This window comes from Bradyrhizobium sp. CCBAU 25360 (genome assembly GCF_028128695.1).
GTDB lineage: Bacteria > Pseudomonadota > Alphaproteobacteria > Rhizobiales > Xanthobacteraceae > Bradyrhizobium > Bradyrhizobium ottawaense.
The window spans coordinates 348,190-374,303 of the sequence record NZ_LBJA01000044.1 but is presented as its reverse complement, the minus strand read 5'-3'; the positions used below and the strand labels follow the sequence as shown (position 1 = coordinate 374,303).

General features: G+C 61.0%; 20 protein-coding genes and 1 tRNA gene. 11 read left to right on the top strand and 10 right to left on the bottom strand.

The annotated features are described in order from the left end of the window. The first annotated feature begins 248 nt into the window (after positions 1 to 248). From XH81_RS32045 to XH81_RS32025, 5 genes are all read left to right on the top strand, one after another. Entirely contained in the window at positions 249 to 512 is a 264-nt protein-coding gene (locus XH81_RS32045; protein WP_038971177.1) for a hypothetical protein, read from the top strand. Positions 513 to 2,047: 1,535 nt separating this feature from the next. Then, a complete protein-coding gene (locus tag XH81_RS32040; RefSeq protein WP_038951209.1) occupies positions 2,048 to 3,610 on the top strand; it encodes a 2-isopropylmalate synthase in 1,563 nt (520 codons plus the stop codon). 222 nt (positions 3,611 to 3,832) lie between these two features. Then, complete coding sequence (locus XH81_RS32035) at positions 3,833 to 4,837, top strand: TRAP transporter substrate-binding protein (RefSeq protein ID WP_028144433.1); 1,005 nt, start codon at positions 3,833 to 3,835, stop codon at positions 4,835 to 4,837. Between the two features lie 209 nt (positions 4,838 to 5,046). Beyond that, positions 5,047 to 5,655, top strand: coding sequence for a Spy/CpxP family protein refolding chaperone (locus tag XH81_RS32030; RefSeq protein ID WP_271596740.1), 609 nt, complete (start codon positions 5,047 to 5,049; stop codon positions 5,653 to 5,655). 157 nt (positions 5,656 to 5,812) lie between these two features. Continuing rightward, a tRNA-Lys gene (locus tag XH81_RS32025) sits at positions 5,813 to 5,888 on the top strand. A 171-nt stretch (positions 5,889 to 6,059) separates the two neighbouring features. Here XH81_RS32025 and XH81_RS32020 read toward each other — a convergent pair. The 7 genes from XH81_RS32020 to XH81_RS31990 all read right to left on the bottom strand — a co-directional run bounded on the left by XH81_RS32020 (position 6,060) and on the right by XH81_RS31990 (position 15,558). Further along, positions 6,060 to 7,583, bottom strand: coding sequence for a hypothetical protein (locus XH81_RS32020; RefSeq protein WP_271596739.1), 1,524 nt, complete (start codon positions 7,581 to 7,583; stop codon positions 6,060 to 6,062). A 925-nt stretch (positions 7,584 to 8,508) separates the two neighbouring features. Beyond that, positions 8,509 to 9,255, bottom strand: a complete 747-nt coding sequence (locus tag XH81_RS32015; protein WP_271596738.1) for an ABC transporter ATP-binding protein — start codon at positions 9,253 to 9,255, stop codon at positions 8,509 to 8,511. Next, a complete protein-coding gene (locus XH81_RS32010) occupies positions 9,236 to 11,041 on the bottom strand; it encodes a branched-chain amino acid ABC transporter ATP-binding protein/permease (RefSeq protein ID WP_271596737.1) in 1,806 nt (601 codons plus the stop codon). Before XH81_RS32010 ends, XH81_RS32015 begins: the two co-directional genes overlap by 20 nt. After that, on the bottom strand, positions 11,041 to 11,901 hold the full coding sequence (locus XH81_RS32005; protein WP_271596736.1) for a branched-chain amino acid ABC transporter permease: 861 nt from the start codon (positions 11,899 to 11,901) through the stop codon (positions 11,041 to 11,043). The genes XH81_RS32010 and XH81_RS32005 overlap by 1 nt, the downstream gene beginning before the upstream one ends. A 141-nt stretch (positions 11,902 to 12,042) precedes the next feature. Next, positions 12,043 to 13,236 carry an ABC transporter substrate-binding protein gene (locus tag XH81_RS32000; protein WP_271596735.1) on the bottom strand — a complete coding sequence of 398 codons (1,194 nt, stop codon included), beginning with the start codon at positions 13,234 to 13,236 and terminating at the stop codon, positions 12,043 to 12,045. A gap of 103 nt (positions 13,237 to 13,339) precedes the next feature. Continuing rightward, entirely contained in the window at positions 13,340 to 14,455 is a 1,116-nt protein-coding gene (locus XH81_RS31995; RefSeq protein WP_271596734.1) for a mandelate racemase/muconate lactonizing enzyme family protein, read from the bottom strand. Further along, positions 14,437 to 15,558, bottom strand: a complete 1,122-nt coding sequence (locus tag XH81_RS31990) for a mandelate racemase/muconate lactonizing enzyme family protein (RefSeq protein ID WP_271596733.1) — start codon at positions 15,556 to 15,558, stop codon at positions 14,437 to 14,439. Before XH81_RS31990 ends, XH81_RS31995 begins: the two co-directional genes overlap by 19 nt. A 98-nt stretch (positions 15,559 to 15,656) precedes the next feature. Between XH81_RS31990 and XH81_RS31985 the strand changes: the two genes are divergently transcribed. Further along, positions 15,657 to 16,568: a LysR substrate-binding domain-containing protein gene (locus tag XH81_RS31985; RefSeq protein WP_271596732.1), complete on the top strand. Its 912-nt coding sequence runs from the start codon at positions 15,657 to 15,659 to the stop codon at positions 16,566 to 16,568. A gap of 1,136 nt (positions 16,569 to 17,704) precedes the next feature. On the opposite strand, the gene XH81_RS31980 is transcribed toward XH81_RS31985, so the two are convergent. Beyond that, positions 17,705 to 17,911 (bottom strand): DUF2188 domain-containing protein, encoded by a 207-nt coding sequence (locus tag XH81_RS31980; RefSeq protein ID WP_271596731.1) that lies wholly within the window; start codon positions 17,909 to 17,911, stop codon positions 17,705 to 17,707. Between the two features lie 23 nt (positions 17,912 to 17,934). Then, positions 17,935 to 18,219 carry a DUF3892 domain-containing protein gene (locus XH81_RS31975; protein ID WP_271596730.1) on the bottom strand — a complete coding sequence of 95 codons (285 nt, stop codon included), beginning with the start codon at positions 18,217 to 18,219 and terminating at the stop codon, positions 17,935 to 17,937. Between the two features lie 149 nt (positions 18,220 to 18,368). On the opposite strand from XH81_RS31975, the gene XH81_RS31970 reads away from it, so the two are divergent. From XH81_RS31970 to XH81_RS31950, 5 genes are all read left to right on the top strand, one after another. Continuing rightward, a complete protein-coding gene (locus XH81_RS31970) occupies positions 18,369 to 18,941 on the top strand; it encodes a hypothetical protein (protein ID WP_271596729.1) in 573 nt (190 codons plus the stop codon). Beyond that, positions 18,928 to 19,332, top strand: coding sequence for a hypothetical protein (locus tag XH81_RS31965; protein ID WP_271596728.1), 405 nt, complete (start codon positions 18,928 to 18,930; stop codon positions 19,330 to 19,332). Before XH81_RS31970 ends, XH81_RS31965 begins: the two co-directional genes overlap by 14 nt. A 10-nt stretch (positions 19,333 to 19,342) precedes the next feature. Beyond that, positions 19,343 to 20,098: an ImmA/IrrE family metallo-endopeptidase gene (locus XH81_RS31960; RefSeq protein ID WP_271596727.1), complete on the top strand. Its 756-nt coding sequence runs from the start codon at positions 19,343 to 19,345 to the stop codon at positions 20,096 to 20,098. A gap of 131 nt (positions 20,099 to 20,229) precedes the next feature. After that, positions 20,230 to 20,781 (top strand): hypothetical protein, encoded by a 552-nt coding sequence (locus XH81_RS31955; RefSeq protein WP_271596726.1) that lies wholly within the window; start codon positions 20,230 to 20,232, stop codon positions 20,779 to 20,781. A gap of 40 nt (positions 20,782 to 20,821) precedes the next feature. Further along, positions 20,822 to 21,562, top strand: a complete 741-nt coding sequence (locus tag XH81_RS31950; RefSeq protein WP_271596725.1) for a hypothetical protein — start codon at positions 20,822 to 20,824, stop codon at positions 21,560 to 21,562. Positions 21,563 to 21,587: 25 nt separating this feature from the next. Here XH81_RS31950 and XH81_RS31945 read toward each other — a convergent pair whose 3' ends face one another. Then, positions 21,588 to 25,994, bottom strand: a complete 4,407-nt coding sequence (locus XH81_RS31945) for an NACHT domain-containing protein (RefSeq protein ID WP_271596724.1) — start codon at positions 25,992 to 25,994, stop codon at positions 21,588 to 21,590. Between the last annotated feature and the right edge of the window lie 120 nt (positions 25,995 to 26,114).

The following is a 26,114-nucleotide window of genomic DNA, read 5'->3' as shown; positions in this document are numbered from 1 at the left end:
AGGTTAATGCGGTCCGGCGCCGGTTGCGAGGGGTGGAATCGGATTCGCGCGGGTCTCAATCCTGTCATATTCGGATGCACTCCGCGTCCGCCTTGTGCCCTTTGCAAGGCGCGAAAATGTTCCGCGGATCGAAGCAAAAATTTGCTTGCGGCAAAGCGCGGCAGGCCGCCCGTTCGGCGAAGTTCAAGCCTTGATTTTGCGCTGATTGCCACGCAGAACCCCTCCGGGGGCGATGGACGGAGTTGATTGTGGCTGGCGTCATCGTATTGATCGTGTTGCTGGGAATCGCGTTCGCGGCCGGCTATTTCACGCGTGAATTCATCTCCAACAAAAGACGCGCCGAAGCGCGCCGCTGGCGCGAATATACCGAGCCGGATTGGCTTCCCGCCAACGCGCCCGCCAACACCAACGAGATCCCCAGCGCCATCACGGCCATCCCCGTGGTCACCGGCGAGCTCGGCCAGATGCTGAACCGCTGGGAAAGCAGGGCCCGCGCCCGCCGCGCGGGATAGGGCGAAGTTCGGAAGTGCCAGTAGCCCCGATGGAGCGAAAGCGTAATCCGGGGCGCTCGCCCGGCGTCTCGCACCGTCCCGGATTGCGCGGAGCCTGTCATCGGGCGGCGCTTCGCGCCGATCCGTTGGCGCCATCCGGGCTGCGGGACCGAGCCTGTGTCGCCCTCTGTCAATCCACTTCGCTAAAAATATTCCACTTTACCGAAATTCGGTTTCGGCGTATGTGTCGCCCATCCCGGCTCACCCAAGAGGGGCGACTATGTGGTCGTCACTGTCGCGAGCCGGGCTTGCGGTGGACGCGGCAGCGTCGGCACGAGAGGCGCGGGCAGGGCGGGTAGTCCCTGTGAGCCCGAGGCTTCGTGCGGACGACGGCGCTGCTAGGCTTCGTCTCGTCTGTAAGTTTCCGGCTTCGTCGACGGGGCCAGGAAAAACTGCGGCGAAATGGCGGGCCGCGCGTACGGCAAAACCGTGTGGTCCTGGCCGTCGTTGCTACGGTCAAGCCTTCCGCGGAGGTGCGAGCGAGCCCAACCGGGCAGACTGCATCATCCAATTCGCGGGGCGAGGGAGGCCAGAAGGAAAGTTCGGCTCCCGGGAGAGCACGGCATAAGCCGTCCGACCACCGCGCAGGGAAGGCCGAGTGTTCGGCACCACCTGTATGCTGCTGTGCGGTTCTTTCTGCGTGTGCATTTCGCGCAGCGGACCGCGGGTGCGAGCTGGCACCCGGCCTTCCCTGCGCCCTCTTGGATTGGAGGGTAGCGAGACCAGGCAAAGCTCGGGTGAATTCAGCCGCGAGGACGAGAAGGCGTGTCCGCGACTTGAGCTGTGTGCCACAAACTCGATATCGTAGGGTGGGCAAAGCGGAAGCGTGCCCACCATCCTCGCACCGCGATTGAATTGGTGGGCACGGCGCTGTGCGCCTTTGCCCACCCTACGGCACTGCACGCTGGGATGTGCATTGGAGCATCGCAATGACGGTGGAGAGACCGGGTGCCGCACTCCGCTATCGTGCCCCGGACGCAGCGCAGCGCCCGCGGCGATGCGAAGCATCGTCGGGGGTGGTGCGCTGCAGAGCCGGGGTCCATCCATCCGCATCGTGCCGTGCCGCCCCTGGGTCCCCGCTCTGCGCAGCAACGCTTCGCGTTGCAGCGCGTCCGGGACACGAGACCCTGCAACCAGGTCAGGTCCCCTGACCATCTTTTGGCGTTGCAGTTGCTGCTATTTCTCGTCTAGAAACGGGTCACTGAGCCTCCCGGCAACCAACCGTCAACGGTTTTGACCGAGGATTTGGGGCTCAAAAGGGTCTGGCAATGCTGATTCGCGGCCAAATTGATGGGATTTCGGGGGGGGTGGCTCTGGCCGCCGCCACGATCCCGGCCGCGCTGCTGCCCACCCTCCTTATTGGCGGCCTCCTTCTTACTTGCCCCTGAGGGCCGGCTGGGCGCGACGCGCCTGGGCACTCAGGGGTTGGTCGAGATCACCGGACACCTCAAGCGCCCAGCAGACTGACGGCGCAAAAGCTCAAAAGGAAATTTGCAATGGCCCCCGCGAACAAGTCCGACAAGGACCGCGTCATCATTTTCGACACCACCTTGCGCGACGGCGAGCAGTGCCCCGGCGCCACCATGACCTTCGAGGAGAAGCTCGAGGTCGCCGAGTTGCTGGACGATATGGGGGTCGACGTCATCGAAGCCGGCTTCCCGATCACCTCGCAGGGTGACTTCGAAGCTGTGAGCGAGATCGCCCGCCGCTCGAAGAATGCCGTCATCGCCGGCCTGTCCCGCGCCCATCCGGCCGACATCGACCGCTGCGCCGAAGCGGTGAAGTTCGCCAAGCGCGGCCGCGTCCACACTGTGATCGCGACCTCGCCGTTGCACATGCGGGTGAAGTTGAACAAGACGCCGGAAGAAGTGCTGGAGACCTCGGTCGCCATGGTCGCCCGCGCCCGCAACCAGATCGACGACGTCGAATGGTCGGCCGAGGACGGCACCCGCAGCGAGATGGACTACCTGTGCCGGATCGTCGAAGCCGTCATCAAGGCCGGCGCCACCACGGTGAACATCCCCGACACCGTCGGCTACACGGTGCCGGAGGAATACACCCACTTCATGAAGACGCTGATCGAGCGCGTGCCGAACTCGGACAAGGCCGTGTTCTCCGTGCACTGCCATAACGACCTCGGCATGGCGGTCGCGAACTCGCTGGCCGGCGTCGTCGGCGGCGCGCGCCAGGTCGAGTGCACCATCAACGGTATCGGCGAGCGCGCCGGCAACGCGGCGCTCGAAGAGATCGTGATGGCGATCAATGTCCGCAACGACAAATTCCCGTACTGGAACAAGATCGACACCACCCAGCTCACCCGGGCCTCCAAGGTGGTGTCGGCGGCTACCTCGTTTCCCGTCCAGTACAACAAGGCGATCGTCGGCCGGAACGCGTTCGCGCATGAGAGCGGCATCCACCAGGACGGCGTGCTGAAGGACGCCTCGACTTACGAGATCATGCGGCCCGAAATGGTCGGCCTGAAGCAGTCCTCGCTGGTGCTCGGCAAGCACTCCGGCCGCCATGCCTTCGTGCACAAGCTGGAGGAGATGGGCTACAAGCTCGGCCCGAACCAGCTGGAAGATGCGTTCACGCGGATGAAGGCGCTGGCCGACCGCAAGAAGGACATCTACGACGAGGACATCGAGGCGCTGGTCGACGAGGAGATGGCAGCGTCCCACGACCGCATCAAGCTGACCTCGCTGACCGTGATCGCCGGCACCCACGGTCCGCAGCGCGCGACCATGAAGCTGGACGTCGACGGCCAGATCAAGATCGAGGAAGCCGAGGGCAACGGTCCGGTCGATGCGGTGTTCAACTGCATCAAGCGCCTGGTCCCGCACGAGGCCAAGCTGGAGCTGTATCAGGTCCACGCGGTGACCGAAGGCACCGACGCGCAGGCGGAAGTCTCGGTGCGGCTGTCGCAGGAGGGGCGTGCGATGACGGCGCGCGCGGCGGATCCGGATACGCTGGTGGCTTCCGCCAAAGCCTATCTCGGCGCGCTCAACAAGATCGTCATGAAGCGCCAGCGCGACACCGTGACGACCGCGGCGGCGAGCTGACGAACATAGTTCGTCATTCCGGGGCGATGCGAGAGCATCGAACCCGGAATCTCGAGATTCCGGGTCTGGTCCTTCGGACCATCCCGGAATGACGGTATTTATGATGAATACCTGCCCTGCTAACGGCCAATAGCGGCTGCGTCTCCCAGCCGCTATTGATGCTGTCGGCAAAAGGATTGGCCGCCCGCGCGCGGGCGGCTTAGATAATAACAGGGAGAGATTATGCGCACCTTCGCGATCGCCGCGTCCATCGCGGCACTGGCACTCGGACTTGCCGGGCCGGCATCGGCGCAATCGCCGATCATCATCAAGTTCAGCCACGTCGTCGCCACCGACACGCCGAAGGGCAAGGGGGCGGAGAAGTTCAAGGAGCTCGCCGAGAAGTACACCGGCGGAAAGGTCAAGGTCGAGGTCTACCCGAACTCGACGCTGTACAAGGACAAGGAAGAGCTCGAGGCGCTTCAGCTCGGCAGCGTGCAGATGCTGGCGCCGTCGAACTCCAAGTTCGGACCGCTCGGCATTCGCGAGTTCGAGGTGTTCGATCTGCCCTACATCCTGCCCGACCTGAAGACGCTGCGGAAGGTGACGGAAGGCCCGCTCGGCACGCGGCTTCTCAAGCTGCTGGATGCCAAGGGCATCACCGGCCTTGCCTATTGGGACAACGGCTTCAAGCAGATGAGCGCCAACAAGAAGCTGATCGCGCCCGTCGACTATCAGGGCGTCAAGTTCCGCATCCAGTCCTCGCGCGTGCTGCAGGCCCAGTTCAAGGCGCTCAGCTCGCTGCCGCAGGTGATGGCGTTCTCGGAAGTCTACCAGGCGCTCCAGACTGGCGTGGTCGACGGCCAGGAGAACACCTGGTCGAACATCTATACCCAGAAGATGCACGAGGTGCAGAAGTACATCACCGAGACCAATCACGGCTACATCGGCTACGTCGTGATCGTGAACAAGAAGTTCTGGGACGATCTGCCGGCCGACATCCGCGAGCAGCTCACCAAGGCGATGAAGGAAGCGACCGACTTCAGCAACGCGCAGTCGCAGAAGGAAAACGACGACGCGCTCGCCGAGATCAAGAAGAGCGGCAAGAGCGAGATCATCAAGCTCACCGGCGAGCAGGACGAGGCGATGCGCAAGGCGATGGAGCCGGTCTACAAGGACGCCGCAGGCCGCATCGGCCAGCCGCTGATCGACGAATTCCTCAAGGAAGCCAAGAGCACCACGAATTGAGCGCGACGAACTGATCGTTTCGAATGATGAACGAAGGCTTCCGTGCGGCCTGCACGGAAGCCTTTTTGTTGCGAATGATGTCCGATTGCGGCCGGAGGTAAAATCCGGCGTTACAATCCAGGTAAGGGCCCGCTTCCTGTCCAAGTTGTAAGTTGCGTGTCAGCGGCGTCGCGCCCATCTTCATGGACATCCTTCCAGAGGAGGTCCGGATGAGGAAGTTCACCATCGCCGCCATCGCCGTGCTCAGCATCGCCGGCTCGGGCGCGGTCTATGCCCAATATCATCGTCCGTGGATGGAGCACATCCGCCACATCCGCATGAACCCGGAAGACCGCGCCGCTTTTGTCGACGCGCGGATCGCCGCCGTCCATGCCGGGCTGAAGCTCAACGCCGATCAGGAGAAGCTGTGGCCGCCGGTCGAGGCTGCGGTGCGCGAATTCGCCAAGCTGCGCATCGACCGCGCCAATGCGCGGATGAACGCGGGCCCCGGCGATGCCGGCAAGGACGCCGACAGGCCGGAGGACCCGGTCGCCCGCCTGCGCCAGCGCGCCGAGGACATGGGCGCGACCTCGGCGGCCCTGAACAAGATCGCCGATGCCGCCGACCCGCTCTACAAGACCCTGGACGAGGGCCAGAAGCGGCGCCTCGCCGTGCTGACCCGCCACCGCGGCCCGTTCGGCGGCGGCGAAGACGGCCCGCACCGCCACTTCATGGAACGCGGCATGGACCGCATGATGGAGCGCGGCATGGAGCACTTCCATCGCGACCGTTTCGACCGCGACGGCGGTCCCGACCGGGATCGCGAGGGCCGGCTCTGAACGGGACTGGATTTTGCGACGATTGACCCTGGAGAAGCCGCTGGAATCCAGCGGCTTTTCGCTTTCTGGGGACTGTGGAAAAACCTTCATTGCATCGCTTGCCAGACCCGGATCGCTTTGCTAAACGACCGACCTCGCAAGGCACTAGCCGCCTTTCGGGCGCATAGCTCAGTTGGTAGAGCAGCTGACTCTTAATCAGCGGGTCCCAGGTTCGAGCCCTGGTGCGCCCACCACCCTTAAGATATTGGCCCGCAAGGGCTTTTTTAAATTCCTCGGCAGAACAAACCGGGTCTCGTGCGACGCTTTTGATGGTCGTACGTCGCACGCCGTGCGACGAGTCGGATAATTAGGCGCGAACATCCGCCGCTGACACGCGCGGCCAAATGAGGCCCACGGGCCTGCGTTCAGCTCTTCATGCCTTCCTTTCGGACCTGCAATTCAAGCCTGTCGATACCGGAATCAGCCCGAGCCGCATTGCGGGCGCGGTAGTGCTTCACGATAGTCTGCGCGCTTCGATATGAATGCCCGGTGATGTCGCAAATCGTCAGCAAGTCGCAGCCAGCGCGATCGAGAAGCATGACGCAAGTATCGCGTAGGTCTTGGTCATGCTTTTGGTCGAGTTCCCCAGCGCCGTTGACGAACATTAGGGTGGGGCAAGGCTTCACGTGCCATGCTGTCTCGTCGCCATTGCTGTCGCGAGCGGTCTGCGCATCCAGCCATTCCGCTAATGCGCGCTTGCGCTGATCGACCGCTCGAGCGCGCTGCGCTTTATTTTCCTCGAGAGGGAACGGCGCGAAGAGCTTGTCGACATCCTTAATCAGTTCGGCGTTCAATCGTTCTGCGCGTACGATTGCCTGGCGCGCGTTGTCGCGCTTCAGAAAGCCGAATATAGCGACAGCTCGGGCGGTCGACACCCAGTGGCGGTAGGTACTCTCGTCATAAGGCTCGCCATTGTCCTCATTGACCACCAGCTCGGGTGGCACCCTATCCAGTTGAAGCCGAAGCTTTAGCTCCTTTACTCGTGCACGCGAGGCATTCAGCCGTGCGCTGAGTTGCGGCGCCTCTTTTATGTCGACAAGCTCGCCAGTTTTGCTCTGCCGGAACGCGTGGCGGCCCTCGACGTCGCTCTCATTGCGCATAATTAGACGATCGGTCTGGCGCTGCCCGGTGAACAATGCCAGGTGAAAGCTATCGCCGATCGAAGGCCGTTCGATCGCATCGGCTGCGGCGACCCACGCGGAAAATTCGGGCATCGTAACCTGCACGATGCGTCCCTCTGGATGATCGAACTCCATGCCTTCTCGCGGATTGGGCCCGAGACGCCACAGTGTGCTTTCCTGTCCCCAAGTGAATGCCGCCGAGAGCGTCGCTATCATCGAGAGCGCCATATGATGGCCGCGAGCCGATTTCGCATAGTTATAAAAGGCTCGGAACTCCGGCTTCCCGATTGATGTCGGAGTGGCAGTCGCGATCGCCTCGAGTGCTCGAACGGGCTCGGCTACGCCGAGCAGCTTGGCGGCACGGATTTCGGCACGCATCTTCGCCGCGGATTCGCGTGATTGCGGTCGGTACAAGATAGCGGAGATACATTTCTGATAGGAAGATTGCGAGGCGGACGACAACGCCTTGAACTCAACCGATTTGCTCCAATCGTCCAGAAGATCTTCGATCGTAGAACGCTTCCGGATCGTAATTTTCTTCGGCAGCTTGCCAGCACGGCGAGCCGCCTCGATTTCCGACTTTCGCTTGTCTGAAAAGTCTGATGCTTCTTGGAGATTGAACCACGCACCGACCGGACGGCCTTTTTCATCGTACGGCGGATGGCGCAAGTCGGCATCGACAAAGCCGAGAGCTCTGGCATAAGCGCCGTGCGACGACCGAGGGCGGCCATCACGCCACTTCACATGGGGAAACTTGGGATCGGCCATAAAGAGCCTCAGTGCCAGTAAGAGATGGCACCCATTGGAATCTAGCGCGATCTAGTCTGTCAAGAGTCGTGCTGGCCGTAAGCTCTCCGCAGCCGCTCGCGGTGATCCTCGTCGCTTGCCGCTGGCGGCGGCGCGAATGCGTCATTGGCAATCGTCTTTGGGCGCATAGGATGATGTCGGGTAAGCCAAGCATCGAAGCCGGTGCGTTCCCATTTCAGGGGTCCTCGCTCGCTGATCGGCGAAGGCAAGCCATCGCGCTCGTGCCTGAGGCGGCGCGTGCGATAGAATGTATCCAGAGAGACGCCGATCGCCGCCGCGACCTCGGTCGAGGAATAGGGTGGCTGCATGCTCTCGGGGCGCAAATGCACAATGCCTCGCCGCTCTTGGCCTTTTGACCGAAGTCTTGGTGAAGCACAATGAGCAGATAAGATTACAGGCGAAAAGCATTCCCCCTCGCGCGGAGGGAATTCGGCTTCTTTGGAGTACGAATGGGATGCCCCGGTGCTAACATGTTCGATGTTCGTCCGCCGCTTTCGGGGATTTGCGTAACTGGCGCGACGAACGAACCCGCGCATCACGAGGGGGCTGATTTCACTGGCCGGTCAGCGGACTCGAACGTGCAACCAGGCCGTTATGAGCGGCAGACCATCAATAAGCTTCGTTGATTTTGCTGCACTTTCTTTTGAATTTGATCGCGTTCGTCGTGGTTTGTTCACGTCGTTTCTGGTGCGAAACTGGTGCGGTCAGTGAGCTTCGGTAGGCACTTTACGCCGTTGGCGACGCAGTCTGTCCCATGATGGATTGGACCGGGGCAGCTCGAAACCTGAAAGCGAAAAAGCGCCGACGAGGCTTTGAGAGCGCAGCGTTGACGCCTAACTTCAGTTTGGCTTTACGGACGCGCAGCCGACCGGATCTGAAGCTTCCCTCATGCATGCAGCGCGGTGGCGTGGTCCCGGCCGAAATAGGCCCGTTCCAGGCGGCGCGGTAGATCGGCCTCGGTGGTTGCCGCTTGTAGAACTACACGTCCTTGGGCCAGCGCGCAAACTCGATCCGCAGCGGCAAGCGCCTTCTCGATCAGCTGTTCGACCAGCAGCACGGCGGTGCCGTTCGCGCGCAGCTTCGCCACCACCGCAAGCACGCGGTCGACAAGCACAGGAGAGAGGCCTGCTGATGGCTCGTCGAGCATCAGCAGGCGCGGCCGCCGCACCAGCCCCTGGGCCACCGTCAGCATCTGCTGCTGCCCGCCGCTCAGCGCGCCGCTGCGCTGATGGCGCTTTTCGGCAACCTCCGGAAAGAAGTTAAGCGCCTCCTCGACGCGGGCCATGCGCTCGCCACGCGGCAGGTCATATGCCGCGAGCAGCAGGTTGTCGGTGACCGATTGCTGGGTGAAGACGCGGTGACCCTCAATCACATGGGCAAGGCCAGCCCGCGCCGTCTCCTGCGGGCCCCAGCCCCGCAAGTCCTGGCCTGCGAAACGCACGGCGCCGGTCCACGGCAGCAGTCCGGAGACGGCGCGGAGAAGCGTGGTCTTGCCGCCGCCGTTAGGGCCGAGAAGGGCGACGACCTCGCCAGGGCCGATCGCAAGATCGATCCCGTGCAGCACGCGAATCTTGCCGTAGCCGGCTTCCAGACCTCGAATGTCGATCAGTGGTTCAGGCACCGAGATAGGCACTGATCACCTCCTTGTGCACGCGGATTTCGGCAGGCGTACCGTTCGCCAGCACGCGACCGAGATTGAGCACGGTAACCTCGTCGCAGATGTCGAAGATCAGGTCGGCGTGATGTTCCACTAGGAGAACGCCGGTGCCCTGGCGGCTGATCTCCTTGATCAACTGGCCGAGCCGCTCGATCTCATCCGTCGCAAGGCCTGCTGCCGGTTCGTCAAGCAGCAGGAAGGCGGGTTTCAGCATCAGCGCGCGCGCGATCTCCACGAAGCGCAGTTCGCTGTGTTGCAGCCGGTCGGCCCTTACATCGGCCAGTTCCTCCAGCCCTACTGCACGGAGCGCAAGTCGCGCGGCCACTTCCAGGCTCCGCTCACCCTGACGATGACGTGGCAGCGACATGAGCGTTTCCACGAAGGCCGATTGTCCCTCAATCCAGCCGCCGATCATCACATTGTCGATGACCGACGCCTCGCCGACAATCCGCGGCGTCTGGAACGTGCGGGCGATGCCGTGCCCGGCCCGAGTCTCGGGTGCGCCTCTCGCCAGAGGCGAGTTGAGCCTGACTTCGCCTTCCTGCGGCGCGTAGTAGCCGGAAATAACGTTCAGCGTTGTGGTCTTGCCGCTGCCGTTCGGGCCAATCAGACCGTGCACCTTACCAGGCTGGATGTTGAGGTCGAGACCGTCAATAGCGCGCACGCCGCCGAAGGTGAGCACGATGCCCTTCAGTGTCATGGGCCTGTCGGCTCCACTGCGTTTCAGGATCTCGCCGAGCAGGGTCGGCCGCGGCTTGATCGCCCGATCGCTTTGAAGCGGCTTGCGGTTCTTGAAGTCGAGGAGCGCGGCAATGCCACCGGGCATGGCGAGGACGATGATCAGGAGTAACGCGGCATAGAGAAAGGTGGACCATGCGGCGAGCGGAGCGGCGATCTCCGGCAGGATGGTGAGAATGATCGTGCCGATGAGCGGACCGAGAATGGAACCCCGGCCGCCGATCAGCACCGCGATAAAGAATAACAACGACAGTTCGAAAGTGAAAGCGTCCGGGGTGATATAAGTCTGGAGGCTTGCGAACAGGCCGCCTGCGACCGCCGCCACTGCGCCACTGAATAGAAAGATGGTGACGAACAGCTTCGGCTTGGAAATGCCGTTTGCCTCGGCCGCCACATCGGCGTCGCGCACGGCGATCAGCGCCCGGCCGAATCGGCTCTTGGCGACATTTGAGGTCGCCCAGGTAACCAGCGCAGCAAGGGCCAGGCAAAGATAGAGAAAGCCCCATGCGGTGTTGAACGGCGCTGGCATTTCCGGCCCGCTGATGCCGATCCCGCCGCCGGTGACGCCCTCCCAGGCCAGCGCCACCTGGGTCGCGATGGTTGCAAAGCCGAGTGTCGCCATGGCGAAATAAAACGTGCGTAGCCTTAGCGCCGGCAGGCCGACGACGACGCCGAACACTGCGCCTGCAACTGCGGCAACTGCCAGCGCCACGAAGGTCGGCAGGGGCGGCAACAAATTGCCGGCGGCGAGCACGCTCGTCGTATATGCGCCGAGCGTCAGGAGGGCGACATAGCCGATGGCCAGCTGGCCGGCGTAGCCAACGACCAGGTTGAGGCCCGAAACCAGAACCCAATAGATCGCCGCACGGGTGGTGATCAGTGCCCAATACTCGTTATCCGTAAGCGGCAGCAGCACCGCGAAGGTGAACAGGGCAATCAAAGGCAGGACCGTCGGCAAGACGACGCGCCAGCCGATATCGGCAGGCGCCTCCGAATGGATCGTTGGTTGACTTGTATCTGGCATTAGACTCTCCGCGCCGCAGGTGCGCCGAACAAGCCCTGCGGTGCCGCGAGCAGGACGACGATGAACAGCACGAAGACGGCAACCGAGGAGAAGATGCCGCCGACCAGGAAATTGGCGGCCTGCTGGAAGACGCCGAGGGCGAGCCCGCCGATGACCGCGCCGCGATTGTTGCCCAGGCCACCAAGTGCAACCGGCACGAAGCCGTAGAAGTTGAGGAGCGGACCGTTGGCAAAGAAGGCGAGCAACAATTGTCCGCCGGCGAAGCCCGCAAGCCCGCCGATGGCACCGGCGAGCGCATAGCTGGCGATTCTCAGATTGCGCTCGGGCAGGCCGAGCGCGCGGGCAGCGAAATTGTCCTCGGCGACGGCCAGGAAGGCGCGGCCGACCAAGGTCTTTCGGTAAAGAAGTTCGAGGCCGGCGATGGTTAGTCCGCAAGCAACGAGCGGGAGCCAGAACTTCTCGTCGAATGCGCCCGAGCCGAAGCCAAAGAGCTTCGGGAAAGGCTGCGGTTCGGTGCTCCATTCGATAGCCGTGACCTGCTGGATCATCAACGCCAGCGCCAGTGTGGAGAGCACATAGAGATGCTGTTCGAGGCTCTTCAAGACGGGACGCACCGCGACGATCTCGGTAACTACGCCGATCAGCGCGCAAGCGCCAAGCGATGCCAGCAAGCCGATCACCGGCGGCCAGCCGAGGCGCAGCATAAAGAGCGAGCCGAAGACGCCGCCGAGCATGCCGAGTTGGCCAGCGGTGAAGCTCATTACACGGGAGGTGGCGAACATCGTGTTGTAGGTGATCCCGATGAGAGCATAGATGGCGCCGACCGCCAGGCCGGACGCCAGGATTGAAGCGAGCATCATCACCTCACTAATACCGAGAAAGCGGGTCCCGCGGTCCGCGGCGCCGGCCGGTTGGGCGCCATTGACTTGGAGCGGTCGAAGTCTTGAAGAGATCGTGGGGATCGCATCCGGCGCGGTGTCGGATGCACGAAACCCAAGTCATCACCGTCCGCCAGAATAGCCGGGCGCCAGCGCGAAGGCGCCGTTCTTGGCCGAACTTGCTGCCGACATCACCACATCTGCGGTCGGATAGCCGTTGTGCTGAGTTGGGCTATAGCTGTAGTCGCCAAAATAGCCGTTATATTTCGAAAGACTGTTCCAGTAGCCGGTGATCGCCTCGCTCGAAGAGGATCCGCTCGCCTCCACCGCCTTGGCCACCAATTCGATGGCGTCGATGCCGCAAGCGACCCACCAGAGCAGCGTGTCCGAAAGGTTCACCTTTCCCGCGAGCCGCTCGACCAGTTCCTGGTTGCGCCCTTGCAGCTTGCCGTCGGCGCCGTAGCTGCAGCTGCGATAGCCGACGGCATAAACCTTGTCCCAATTGGCCGGCTTGTCGATAAGGCTTCCAATTTCCCCGGAAGAGAGCGACGGGTGTCCGACAAAGGGAACGTCCCAGCCCATGGCTGCGCGTGTGTTCATCATACGCGCTTCCATGCCAGTGGAGACGCTCCAGATCACGATCGCCTCCGCCCCGGCATTGCGGGCACGCAACAGGTCGGGTGTCAGGTCCGGCTGGGTGGCGTCAATATTGGCCTGATAGACCACCTCGGCGCCGTCGTTCTTGAATCCGGCGACCGACGCCTTGACCGCCGAGACACCATAGCCGGTCGTGTCGCCGATCACCGCCACTTTCTTCAGCTTGAGGATAGCCAGGCAATAGTTGCGTACCGCGTCGTCCCACTGGGTATTGGACGGCGCGATGCGAAACGCGTTGGGGAATTTCTGGACGTCGATCAGGCTGTCGACCACGCAGGGGTGGATATTGGGCATCTTGGCGCGCGCCATGATCGGAGTCACCGCCAGCGACTCGCCGGAATTCGTCGGGCCCCAGATCGCGTGGACGCGAGCCTGGCTGATCATCTCCTGGGTGGCATTCACCGCCTTCGTCGGGTCGCCCTGGGTGTCGCGGGTTATCAGTTCCACCTTGCGCCCCTTGACGCCGCCGGCGCCGTTGATGGATTCGGTTGCAAAGATGACGCCGCGGTTGAAGCCGACGCCGGGCGCCGAACTCGGGCCAGTGAGTGCGGCCAGCCAGCCGATCTTGATCGGCTCGTTCTGGGCAATGGCCGGACGGGCGAGACCGACCACAGAAGCGCCCATTGCGGCCTTGGTGAATCGACGACGACTGATAATCATTTCGTTCTCCCTGTTATTGTATTCACCGCTCGTCGGTTGCGAGCTTCGGCTTGTCCCTGTCGTATTATTCCTGCAAAGGCTTCGTATCGCCGGAACCTGTCGCTCACGCGCCTTGCAGGCTTGAGGTTCTCAAATGTCCGATGTAGTCGCGGTTGAAGGTGAAGCCCCAGCCGGGCCGCTCGGGCACGATGGCGCAGCCATCGGCAAAGCTCAGCCGTTCATTGTAGAGCGGCGAGAACCAGGGCATGTATTCAAGGAACACGGCATTGGACAGCGCGCCGAGTGCCTGGATGCTTGTCTCAGGGAACAAGTGGCTCGACACCGCCACGTCGTGGCTCTCCGCCATATGGCCGACCCGTATGAATTCGCTCAAACCCCCAACCCTTTGCATGTCGGGCATCAGGATGTCAGCCGAGCGCAACTCCAGCATGCGGCGGAAACCGTAGCGGGTATATTCCGTCTCGCCCGATGCGATCGGCGTGTCGAGCGCGGCTGAGACACGGGCGAGGCCTTCCAGATCCCAGGCCGGTAGCGGTTCCTCGAACCAGGTGAGATCGAATTCCTCCAGCATTCGGCCGAGCCGGATCGCTTGTGCTTCGTTAAGGCCCTGGTTCGCATCGGCCATCAGCTTAATCTTCGGGCCGATCGCCTGACGTACGGCTCGAACGCGGGCGATATCTTCTTTCGGGTCAGCATGGCCGAGCCGCATTTTCATTGCGCCAAAACCTTCGGCCGCGAAGCGGCCTGCTTCCTCGACCAACTCGTCGGTGGCGAGCGACAGCCAGAGTCCGCCGCTGTGATAGACCGGCACGCGGTCCTGGGCGCCGCCCAGTATGCGGTAGAGCGGCAGGCCCGCGGCCTTTCCTGCAAGATCCCAGAGCGCGCCGTCCAGGGCCGAGATGCCGACGACGGGGACCCCCTTGTGGCCGAGGAAATTGATGTCCTTCCAGGCGCGCGCCCAAAAATTCGCGATATGTCCGGCGTCGCGCCCGATAATGAGATCGGCGAGTTCATCGACCATCTGGCGCAGCACGGCGGTGCGCCGGTTGTTCAGCGTGAAGATCAGATTCTCGCCGGTCAGGCCTTCATCCGTCCTGACCGTGACCAGCACGCAGCCGAAATCGCGGATCTGGCCCAGGGCGCTGCCGATCGGCGACGGCAGGGTTACGAGAACGACTTCTGTCTCGACTTTGAGAACCTTCATGAGTGTGCCCGCCATTCATTGCGTATGGTTTCGCCAACGCGGTAACGCCGGAGCACGTCCAGATCCGGTTCACAGCCGAGCCCGGGACCATGAGGCAGGTTGAGTTTGCCGTCCTTGGCGCGCACCCACGGGTCGAACGGATTGGCCTCCATCTCGAGCCAGAGCACTTCGATGAACGGCTTTTCCATGCGCGCGGCAGCGATATGCAGAGTGGCGACGAAGCCCGGACCGAAATAGGGACTATGCGGAGCAACCGCCACGCCATGGGTCTCGCACAAGTCGAAAACCCTGAGCATCTCGCCGATACCGCCCACCTTGGTGACGCTAGGCTGCGCGATGTCGATGGCTCCAGCCTCGATCAGCGACTTGAAACCGAACACCCCGGCGACATTCTCACCGGCCGAAATGGGGATGCCATGGGCACGGATGCTGGCGAGCCCATGCACGTCCTCCGGTGGCCACACCGGCTCTTCCAGCCAGTAGAGCCCATCACCGGCCAGCGAGGCGGCCATTTCACGCGCCACCTGCGGCGACCAGGCACAATTAACGTCAAGCATGATCGCGGCATCGCTCGCGACGCGCTGCGCGGCGAGCACTGCCGGCCTGGTCACCTCATGCAGCTTGATGAAGCGATAGCCGGCGGCGCATGCATCCGCCGTGTTCTTGGACACCAAGGCGTCGTCCCCATAGTTCAAGAGGCTAGCATAGCCGTCCATCGGCCCTGGATCGCGCCCGCAGAGCAAACGATAGAGCGGTTGGCTCGCGCGCTTTCCCGCGAGGTCCCAAAGTGCGATCTCGATGCCGGACCAGCCATACAGAAAGGAGCCGTTGCGGCCGAGCAGATGCAGCGCATGTGAGATTTGGCGTGACAAGCCGTTGATGTCCCCGGCATCCCGCCCGAGTACCAGCGGCGCTACGATGGTGTCGATCGCCGTTTTGGTGACGGGAATGGCGGCATGGCCGAAAGCCTCCCCCCAGCCGGAGCGACCGTCCTCGGTCTCTACCTTGACAATAAGCACGTCGAGCGTCGTCCAGGGCTTGCCGGCAAAAGCGGGCTTCGGGCCGCCCATGTCGAAGGGCAGCGCCACAACGCAGGTCTCAACCGCGGTAATCTTCATGGCTGGTCAGCGTTTCCTCAGGGTTCTTGACCGGCACGCTAGGCATCCCCCGAAATAAGTTCAATTGCGCCTGACTTAATTCTGTATAAGGCAAACTGATGTCACTCAGTCTGCGCCAGCTTCAAGTCGTCCACGCCGTCAGCCGCAGCGGCTCGGTAATGGCGGCTGCGGACGCGCTCGGAATCTCGCAGCCCGCGGTGAGCATGATGCTGAGGGACTGCGCCCGGATCGCCGGCTTTCCCCTGTTCCTGAGAAAGCAAGGGCGGTTGCAGCCGACGGCCGAGACCAAGCTCTTGCTCCCCGACCTCGAACGGGTGTTCGACGGCGTCGACCGCATCGGGCGGCTAATCGAAGACATGGGCGACGCCCATGTCGGCACCATTCAGATCGCCGCGACCGCAACGCTCGCGGACAATATCCTGCCCGTGGCGATCGCCGCGTTTCAGCAGGCGCGGCCGCGCATTCATATCGTGGTGCGCAGCACCGATAGCCCGAGCGTCATCGCGAGCGTCCTGCGCGAGGAGGTCGACCTGGGTCTCGTCCTGTCGCCGCTCATCCATCACGACGCGCTCGCGCTCGATCTTTGCATCGCCGACCTCGTTGCCATTGTCCATCCAGGCCACGAACTCGCCCGCCGCGAGGTGGTCGAGCCATGCGATATGGAGCGCTTTCCGCTGATCTCATTCAGCCGCAGCCAGCCGCTCGGCACGTTGGTCGAGCAGGCCTTTCGGGAGGCCGGCGTACCCCGTCGCATCGCTCTCGAGGTCAACCAGTCGTCAGTCGCCTGTTCGCTGGCGCGAGCGGGCGCCGGTATCGCGGTGATTGACCCGTTCTGGATAATCGAAGCACGCGAGCATGGCGTCGTCTGTCTGAAATTCCGGCCAAAGACGCCGGTCACCGCCCAGGTTCTGGTCAACAAGAGCACGCCCCTGTCGCGGTCTGCGCGTCACTTCCTCGTCACGCTACGCCAAACGGCGCGGTCCCTGCCGCATCAGGGTGCGCTGCGGTGACGATCAGCTGCTGAAATTCGGCCAGGGCTCCATCGCAGACTTTCCTCACGATATCTCAAGCAGAATCGATTTTCCCTCTCAAGGCTGAAACAGGGGTTCGATTCCCCTAGGGAGCGCCAGTAATTTCAACGCCTTAGAACTTTCATCGAAAAGTCGTCGAATATCCGTTGAATAAGCGGCCGACGAACATTGGCGAACTCCGCCACACCAATTCACGGATCCGACCACGCACAGGTTCGCGCGCACGATCCGACAGCTCCGTTCGCAATTTCGAGCGACGGTGATAGCCGCAACGATGCAATCCGCCTCTAAGCACACGAAGTGCTCGCACCTACTTGGCTGCGCTCCACGTGTTGAATGCGCGATGTTTACGGTGCGCAAATGCAAATGAAGTCCGCATCTTCGGCGGTGCAACCTGAGTTCGGACTAGGTCCAGAAGAAGACCGCACCTGCGACAGCGATCGCGAACACCATTTTGTTAGGCTCGACGATTCTGGTTTGCTGGCGCCTCGCCGGTGAAGGTCGACCGCGACCCGGATTCATTTGTGATCGCATCACGCAGCGCGGGCGACTAAGTAGGACCTCGGTGATCCACCGCAGGAGACGGCTCACTCGCATGTCATCACCGTACACAGGAAGACAGGGACTTCTTAGAATGAATTTGTAACGCGCGAGCAGTAGGACTCGAGCCTGCACTTAGATCGTTATGAGCGGCGGACTATCTGACGGCTTTGTTGATTTTGCTGCATTTTCGTTCGAATTTGATCTCGTTGGTGGCGTTTCGTAAGCGCTGTTTCTGGTGCGAAACTGGTGCGGTTGAGGCTCGAGGTTCAGATGCCTAACTTGAGGTCGCTGGCTCAAGTCCGGCCTCCCGCAACCAACAATCCGAGATAAGGCGTCGAAAGTCCTCAACGCAGCGGATTTTGATTCCACCAGGCGTAGGTTCGAATCCTGCCGCCCCAACCACCAAAACATCTTAAGACCTCTGATTTCATCGCAAAATTTGCGATTTAGTCTCAGAGATTCCGGCGTGACGTGGTTCGCAAGAATTTCCGTTTAATTTCAACGATTACCAAGCACTCACGGCGGCTCCACGCAGCATGGACGCAGCATGGAGACGTGCGCGCTCGGTGCTGCTAGGGCTTGCGCCAGCGGTCGGGTCGACCGGCGTTCGTATGCCGCGCCCGCTCGACTAGCGGCTCATGACCAGGCTCGAGTTCGCGGGCGCGGTCAATGGCTTCGCGCTGCGTCTCCAGCACATCGCTGGCACGCTCCGAACCTCCGCGTCGTACGGCGTAGTCGCCTTGCGGACGCCGCTCCACAAAGAGCTGTTTCTTGCTCATAAGCTTTCCTAATCCCTAGTCCTTCAGAGGGGGCACTGATCCATCGCCAGCAGGTTGTCGTTCCAGACGCCGTCGGCGTAGGTGCGCACGTAGGCGGGTCGCCCTTGGGGCCGTACGACGCCGATATCGGCGCGTTTGCCGGTGCGCGGATCGCGCGTGTAGAAGGTGTTGGTCTTCGCTTCGATGCTGGCGATGACCCGCTCCCGAGACCACTTCCAATTCTCCCGCGGATTTCCGAGCTCCGTGATGTGCTCATGGGGGCTGTTCGGGTGCGGTTTGGTGATGCAAGTAACAAGAACGTCGGCCATTCAATTTCCCTTTTGGGTTGCGGCACCTAATTGTGCTCTAATGACCTATGCTGGGCGGATAGGGCTCCGCCGACATTTGACGAAAATAAATTTCGGGCGTGTCCGCGACAGCGTCCGGCCGCCGCATAAGGGTTTGAGGGGGCGAACGCTTGCCTGCTGAGACCGAGAAGACATTCCGACCGCGCGCCGAGATTGAGGCCACCATCAAGGGCTTCTCCACGGCCGAATGGGCACGTCTTCACAAGGTCGGCAGGATCTTTGCCTCGGGTACCGATTGGGACTTTGAGGACTTAATCCAGGAGGCGCAGCTGCGGACCCTCCGGGGAACGCGCAATTGCCCGGTAGACGTGGACGTCATGAAGCACTTAATTGACACGATGAGCAGCATCGCCGACAGCGAGCGAAAGAAGCCTCGCAATCAGATGCCGCACGTGGCGATCCTGCAAGGTGCCGCCGAAGCCGACGCCGAGGACCCCGCATCCCCCGATTGGTCGGCCGAGGACAATGCGGTATTCGAAGGGGAGTACAAGGAGCTACTTGCCCTTTTCGACGACGATGAAAAGGGCCGTGAGCTGGCGGAGGGCATTGTGGCCGGCTTTGGTACTGACGACCTCAAGGAGCTGACGGGTCTGCAGGGCACAGCCTACGACAGCAAACGCACGCTGGTGCGGCGCCGCTTCCTGAAATTTGTTGCGGGACGGAGGGAAGATGTCCGATCCTGATGACACCAAAGCGAGGCTCCGCCGGTTGAAGCTGGCCATGGTCGACGACCTGCTGAAGGCGTCCGACCAGGAAGTTCTGGCTCAGTTCACGGAAGACTTTGGCTCAGCCGAAGCGAACGCGAAGCACATGCGCGAGGCTTTCGAGAAAACCATTCTGCTCGCAAATAAAGATCGTCTTCATGCCGCACGTGCCGGTGTTGCGGCTAGTAAGGCTCCGAGCCCGGCACCTGCCATTCCCATCGCCGAAGCCCGTGCGCGTCTGCGCCAAGTCATGGCGGCTCATGCTGATGATAAGACTTTTACCCTGGCGGCCCGGAAAGAAAGCGAACTCACGGACGCTGACGTACTCGACATGCTCGAAGCCATGCGCGACCTCGGCCTGATTGAATGAGGACAGCACCGTGACGCCGGCGGAAATGCTTCTCCAGGAGCTTGGCGTCACCGACCCGGGCGAAATTGATCTCGAAGCCATTGCCCATTACGTGGGGGCCCGGGTTCGCTATCGCGCGTTGTGCGGCTGTGAAGCCCATATTCTCGGATGCAATGGCGCCGCCGTTATCACGGTCAAGAACGATAGCTCCCCGCGCCGCAAGCGATTTTCCATCGCGCATGAGCTAGGCCATTGGCGCTTTCATCGCGGCAAGACGCTTGTCTGTCGCGTCGATGACTACAAGCCGCGTGATGCGCTATCGCCTGAGAAGGTGGCGGATAGCTACGCGGCAGACCTCTTGATGCCCAGATACCTCTTTCAACCTCGAGCACGCGGCCTTGGCAAACTGACTTTTGATATGGTCGACAAGTTGGGCGGAACCTTCAAGACAAGCCTGACCGCAACATCGATCCGCCTCATTGACCTCGATTACGTGCCAGCTTTCGTCATCTGTCACGGCCCCCGTGGTCGTAAGTGGTTCGCGAGAGCGCCCTGCGTGCCGCGTCACTGGTTTCCACGTGAAGACCTCGACCCGGATAGCTTTGCCTTCGGCGTCCAGTTTGGCCGTCGTCCGGATGATCCAGCCCCCCGCAAGATTGACGCCGACGCCTGGTTTGACCGGTCCGACGCTTCCCGGTTTGTGGTGCGAGAGCAAACGGTCCGTACCGGCGAGGATGAAACGCTTACTTTGGTGCTCGTCGATGATGAGCGGATGCTCGCAGATTAGAGCCGCGTGTGCTTCCAGCTGGCAGCTGCAAGTTCGCGACACACGGCGAGGGTTCGATGACAGCGATCGCGCGATCATCCGGGTGATGGGCATTTCACGGCAATAAAGCGATAACGATGAGGAGATAGCGTTTGGACATTGTTTCATCAGCGGTTACTGGCGCGCTTCGAATTGGAGTCCAAGTTGTCATCGCACGGCGGCGGCCCGTCTTGGAAATCCTCTACCATCTTCACAATGACTACAGGCCTCACGGGCAAGACCATCACTTCCAGCATGTCTTCGTGAGCCTTTTTCTCGTTAACATGGGAGGTGCCAGAGCCGAGAATATAACCTTCCAAACCAGCGGCGAATTCCGTCGCGAGTTGTTTAAGGGAGGGGAGCCAGCATTGCTAAAATCAACAATCGAGCAAATGGCGCCGGGACAGACCCACTATCTCATGAGAATTGAGAAAGGCGATTTGCACGAATGGTTGCAGGACGAAAAGCATCCCACGGCCAAGACGATGGGCAAACTTAAGACGACGAGCCTTGGCATCACTGTGTGCTATGATGCTGAAAGAACCATCATAAGCCGACTGCTTAGACTCGTTCGATCATGGCGTGGCCTTAAGCAGTATGAGACGAAGTTCATATTCAACCCGCAGAATTTCGCGGGCGACCTGCCGCCACCCAATTACCTTTGAGCCGACTGTGAGAAGAAGCGTTCACGGATAAGGTTTGCTTATGCGGGTATCGTTCGACAGCAATGCTTGGGAAAAAATATTCGATCCAGCAGACCGCGATTGGACCTCAATTCGTACGGCGCTAGCGAAAAACCAGATCGCGGGATTCATAAGTGAAGCGGGCTTTCGGATCGAAGCAATCCGAAAGAGCGAACGCACGTCCTATTTCGCCGAGCCCGCAATGCAGGTGCAGTTCTCCATAGTTGAGAGGGACGGCAAGCCTAGTATCCAGATGACAATGGGTCCCGATGACGCCCGACATCCAGGCCTGCACGAGATCCAATCGGCAAAGCTAAAAAGTGCGCTCGACGCAGGTATCAGGCTTATGCGAACCGCATCATGGCTCGGATTGCCTAGCCCGGCGGAGATTGGCGACCCGGCGCTCTTTGCGCATATGGCGCACGGAGACAGCGAGCGCGAGCAACGCCAGATTGATGCCTTGGCACGCATTGAAGCTCAGGGCGTGGGTAGGGCTGCGTTCGATGCCGCTGGTGGGTGGCAGGGGGCCGGCGGAGTGCTCCAGAACGAAAAGAGGTCTCGTAAGGCTTGTGCCGAATGGGCGGACGGAGAGCTCGTCGCTGCCCACATAGCCTATCGAAACGATATTCTCTGCACCAATGATCAAGCCCACGCCGCAGGCCGATCCATTCTTGATCCGACAAACCGAGCCTGGCTCACGACGGAGTTTGGAATTCAATTTGCAACGCTGGATGAGCTTCTAGGTCAGATTAGCGCGACGTGAGCGTTTTCGCCGCAACGATTGCTAGTTACGAAGTCTTCGCTTCGGGAGGCCATGGACGCTCGGACATGACATCTGGGTGCCGACCGTCGTCGGCGGCAATGCCGTGTTCATCCCTAAGCTCATCGATCTCTTTCAGGCATCTTCTCGCTATGGCGGCCTCAGCAGGCGTGCCATCCAACATGCCAAAAAGCGCCTTACGCAATTCGCCTACCGGAGCGGGGTAGACATTATAAGCGTTGGAGTCTTCTCCAATGGGCACTTTTTCCGTCGCTACGGCTTCCAGGGCTCGGTGCATCTGACCGTCGTAAGACTGTTTGGTCGCAGCGTACTTCTTCACCATGGCAACGATGTCGTTCTCTCCCGCCGCCTCGCCGAAGAATTGTTCGAGCACTTTACGGCCTGGGCCATCGCCAATGGTTTCGTATCGCTTCTGCAACTCGGAGTTCAGTTCTGGGGATCTTTGAGCATAGGCCGCGAGCTGGCGTCCGATATGCCACGCGTCGACGCCGTTGGGGCCGCGACCGAACATGCCATCATTATAGAGATCCAGATAGAGCAGCACGGACGCAACAGCGCCCCGCTCCAAGAAGGCCCGCATCCATGTGTGGTCATCCGCGATGTCTCTGTGTTCCCGGGCGAGACGCAACAGCAATTCATCTCCCAGTGGGCCAGGTATCGCGGCAACAGCGGTCAAGACGCGTTCCCACCGCTTTGCCCAGTCGCGACCGTAGAAAGCTTTTACCTTGACCAAGCCCTCAAAAACGGCCTCAGGCTGGGTTGAGAACGGTAGGAGCTCCAGCCATGGTTCAATTTCCCAGGTCTCCTGCCGCTTATGCCAAGCGTTGGGATCTTGATTGGCGGCCGAAAGCCAATCGTTGATAGCCCGCGTGAGGAGGTCCGCATCTATGATCTGTCCATCAAGGACCATGGCAGCGAGAAGCATGGGCTTCGTTGCCAAAGGTTGCGGCAGAGCGACAACGCGGGCGACGAGATCGTCACGGTCGCCATGGGGCATGCCTAAGCCAACGCGCATCAGGTTGATCGCAAGTAGCTGATCTTCCTTTTCCCTCTCCGGTCTCGCCAACCGGTCTATGGCCGCGAAGATCGGCGCCGCGAGGGCATTTGCGGGCGCTGGACGAGGCGAAGCAGCCCGGGCCTTTCGGGCGGCATCGACTCCATCGAACCAGGGCCATCGACGGTTAAAACTCGGTTCGGGCACGTTCAACTGCCGATCGGATATTGACTTGAGGATCAACGCCGCCGAAATGCCAAAGTCCCTGTCCTCGAGGTATTGCGCTGCGACCCTAGCTACTGCGTCCCCGCCGATGCGGATGAATGAGGACCTGTACTGAATGTCGTAGATCATACTCGCGTCTGACGATGCTACGATGTCACCGCGCCTCAAAGCGTCAGCGCGACCCGCTCGCGCGTTTCTTAGCCGCAATAAGTCTTCGTCCAAAAGGCGCTTTAGTTCGGGAACAAGCTCATCAAAGCCCAGACGGCCGATGGCACTCGCTACGTGACTAAGCTCGCGCCGACCTCCCGCAGGTATTGCAAGCACTGTACCTGCCCAGCGTCGCAGAAGTTCGATCCAAGCGCCACGGCTGGTTGGATCAATCACTAGCGGCTTGTCGCCACCTCTGTCGTGAACGCCATGATGGGCGACAAGCGACGCCAATGCATCAACAACATTGGGGTCATCTGACTCGCCCTTGCGCAGAACGGCGGCAGCGAAGATCGCCGGGCGTGTGCAATGGAGCCTGGATTCAATACAAATATATTCATCCGAAAGCGCCCGGTTGGACCGGTCCTCGTGCAACGCTTTTGCAGCTGATAGGAACTTATCGATAAGCGCTTCGATTGTTGTTTGGCCCACCAATGCGGCTGCGGCGTTGATTTTGCGGTCGTCGTGATCGGTATTGAGGACGGCATCGACGATAGGCCCAGTATCGATAACATCCAGCTTTAACAGGACATCGTCGGCGTGAAGTGGCATATCATAGCCCGCCGCCAATCGTTGACGCAGTCCTTCGAGTAGAGCGGCAGGTGCGGCTCGTTGTGCAAGATATAGCCAGCTGCTCTGCGGATTGTTGGTCACAAACTGTTGATCCGCAATCGCCGCGGCAATCGCCGTGTCGCGTCCTGGCACGTCGGCCGATTGTTGAAACAGAAGGCCCAGCCGCTGAGACGGATCGGTCGTCGTACCAACGAGCCTTGACTGAATCTCTTGCAGTCTTTTCGCAACGGCGTCGTCCCTGATCTCCCTCGCATACCCGGCTCTCGCGATCAACTCCCACGTCTCATCATGCGCGGATGATAGCAGATCAGCGACGTGATGATCGGCCCGTCGAAATTGAAGGTTCTGAACGACCTCGGCTTGCACTTTGGAGCTTGAATCAGCCTTAGCGAGCTCCACCGCCAGATCCATTCCATCCAACCCGCTCTCTCCCGCGATCATCGAGAGCAGTTGTTCTCGCGTTTCCTCGGCTAATCCCGCAAGCTTTGCCTGAAGATCGTCGCCGAGGACCCGCGGACGAAAGTACGGTGCCCCGCGCAGCGTCGGAATCTGTATCTGTCTGTCGCTGCTTGACGCGAGGGGCCAAACCTGTGCGGCAAATTCAGGTCGGCCAGTCATGATCATAAAGCGAACGGCACGGTCTGCTTTGCCTGCCTGGTGCCAACGCGCAGCGAACGCGATGATATCGTCTCGCACGAGATCCCAAACTGCGGGTGCGGCGCGGAAGATCATCTCGGCCGCTAGCATCGGATCGATAGGCAAGGCGAGACGTACGGCATGAGCGACGACTTCCGCGCCGTTACTCTCTCGCGATAGCCGTTCGGTTGCGAACAAGACTGACTCTTCCCACGAAGGGCGGTCGAGGACGGATGCACGCAATTCTACGCGGGCGCCTGCATCACCGTTTGCCGCCGCCTTCATCAACTCGACAACCCGGCGGCTCGCATACCATTCCTGAAATTGCTGATGTTGGAACGCAACACCGTCTCCAGAGCGCATCAACAGGTGGTGGCTCGTCAAGGCCTCCAGGACTGCACTCGGCTCAAATGGAGCCGCAATTTGGCCCCTCTCTCGCAGTCCTGCGCTCGCATCTGCCACGAAACGACGCGCATCGGCCTCAGGCAGAGTCGTTGGACCCAGTGCGTTTAAACGACATGCCAAATCTGTCAGAATCTCCGTGTGGCAACCAAGGAGCGCAAACTGCAGCGCGTCGGCGTGTTCGGGCGCCCTCTCGTGTTGCTCCACGAACAAACGAAGCACGGCTTCCTTGGTGTCTGGGGGTGCGCCTTTCGATCCGACCGCGAGCAAGGATGTCAGATAAAGGGGAATCGCGATCAGTGAGCGAACGCCTGGGGTGCGCCATGCATTGTCGACGATCTTCTCGCCGACTGGACCATACAGTGCTGCAGCAATGGCGAGTTGTTGATCCTCGGAGAGTAGGTCGATCTCGACGCGAGGGCCCATTATCGGCACGTCAAGCGCTTGCTGTCGCGTCGTTACGATGATGCGAACGTCGGGCCAGTTACGACGGATCTGCCCCACTTCGACCCGCAGGCGTTTGTGAGCGTCTAAGTCGAGTTCATTCCAGCCGTCGAGTAGGAGTAGTAGTCGGCCGCGCGCGGCCAATGCGTTTATGTCTTCAGCGCTGATGTTTCGGAAAGCGGCGCGATGATGCAAGCTTGCGAGAAGCCCGATTTGGCCGGCAGCCCAGTCGCCCAATCTAAAATACAGCGGCACAAGAGAATTCGCCGTAAGCGCGTGCTTCGCCAGCTGGAAAATCGTCGTCGTCTTACCTGTCCCTGGCGACGCCACTATCGTGACTTCGGGAGCAGCTTCAACAGCCAGTGGCAATCTGCTGATGTTGAAGGAAGGCGTCTCCATGTCGCCCACTATTCCAAGCGACAGTTCGACGGAATCGCGCTCCCACATTGTCCCGCGCGTGCGCGAGGATATATCCATGTTCGCTGCAGCGCGGACCCTGTCAAAGATCGCAATAAATTCAGCATCAGCTTGATCCGTGTCGGCCACGATGGCGGCCTCAATCCGGGCAGGCTCCGCAAAGACCGTACTTGGAGACACCAGTTCACGGAATGCCTGCGTCTGTGCGTCTCGCTTCCATTTAACGAGAGTCTCGACTGGGAAACTCTTCGGATCGGCATCAACCATCCGTCCACAATTCTGGCAAAGCCAGATGCCATTTTCCTTGCTGCGCCGCTCCTCTTGCGTCTGCGCTGCATCGTAGCGAGGACCGCCCGGTGAAGCCGCGCAAATATGAGCCGCGACACCCAGCACCAGGGTCCCGTCCTGAGCAGCATTGGCACTGACGGTTGGTCTGCGGCATTCAGGGTTCGAGCATCGATAACCCACGCCTTTGGCAATTTCCGCAATCGTCTGCCTTGTGAAATCGTCCCGCACGTGCCGTCCAAGATTTTGGGGCTAATCCTCAAAGAATCCCTGACAAAGCAATAGCATAAGTACCTGTGGTTGCACATTGGGCCGAATATTGCTGTCTATGGGCCTAATCCACAGCAAGTC

Bases quoted from the DNA above. Each gene is read 5' to 3' on its own strand.
- XH81_RS32020 (WP_271596739.1), bottom strand. From the start codon at position 7,583: ATGGCCGATCCCAAGTTTCCCCATGTGAAGTGGCGTGATGGCCGCCCT.
- XH81_RS32030 (WP_271596740.1), top strand. From the start codon at position 5,047: ATGAGGAAGTTCACCATCGCCGCCATCGCCGTGCTCAGCATCGCCGGC.
- XH81_RS31965 (WP_271596728.1), top strand. From the start codon at position 18,928: ATGTCCGATCCTGATGACACCAAAGCGAGGCTCCGCCGGTTGAAGCTG.
- XH81_RS31985 (WP_271596732.1), top strand. From the start codon at position 15,657: ATGTCACTCAGTCTGCGCCAGCTTCAAGTCGTCCACGCCGTCAGCCGC.
- XH81_RS31995 (WP_271596734.1), bottom strand. From the start codon at position 14,455: ATGGCGGGCACACTCATGAAGGTTCTCAAAGTCGAGACAGAAGTCGTT.
- XH81_RS32010 (WP_271596737.1), bottom strand. From the start codon at position 11,041: ATGCCAGATACAAGTCAACCAACGATCCATTCGGAGGCGCCTGCCGAT.
- XH81_RS31990 (WP_271596733.1), bottom strand. From the start codon at position 15,558: ATGAAGATTACCGCGGTTGAGACCTGCGTTGTGGCGCTGCCCTTCGAC.
- XH81_RS31950 (WP_271596725.1), top strand. From the start codon at position 20,822: ATGCGGGTATCGTTCGACAGCAATGCTTGGGAAAAAATATTCGATCCA.
- XH81_RS32040 (WP_038951209.1), top strand. From the start codon at position 2,048: ATGGCCCCCGCGAACAAGTCCGACAAGGACCGCGTCATCATTTTCGAC.
- XH81_RS32000 (WP_271596735.1), bottom strand. From the start codon at position 13,236: ATGATTATCAGTCGTCGTCGATTCACCAAGGCCGCAATGGGCGCTTCT.
- XH81_RS31980 (WP_271596731.1), bottom strand. From the start codon at position 17,911: ATGAGCAAGAAACAGCTCTTTGTGGAGCGGCGTCCGCAAGGCGACTAC.
- XH81_RS32035 (WP_028144433.1), top strand. From the start codon at position 3,833: ATGCGCACCTTCGCGATCGCCGCGTCCATCGCGGCACTGGCACTCGGA.
- XH81_RS31975 (WP_271596730.1), bottom strand. From the start codon at position 18,219: ATGGCCGACGTTCTTGTTACTTGCATCACCAAACCGCACCCGAACAGC.
- XH81_RS32005 (WP_271596736.1), bottom strand. From the start codon at position 11,901: ATGATGCTCGCTTCAATCCTGGCGTCCGGCCTGGCGGTCGGCGCCATC.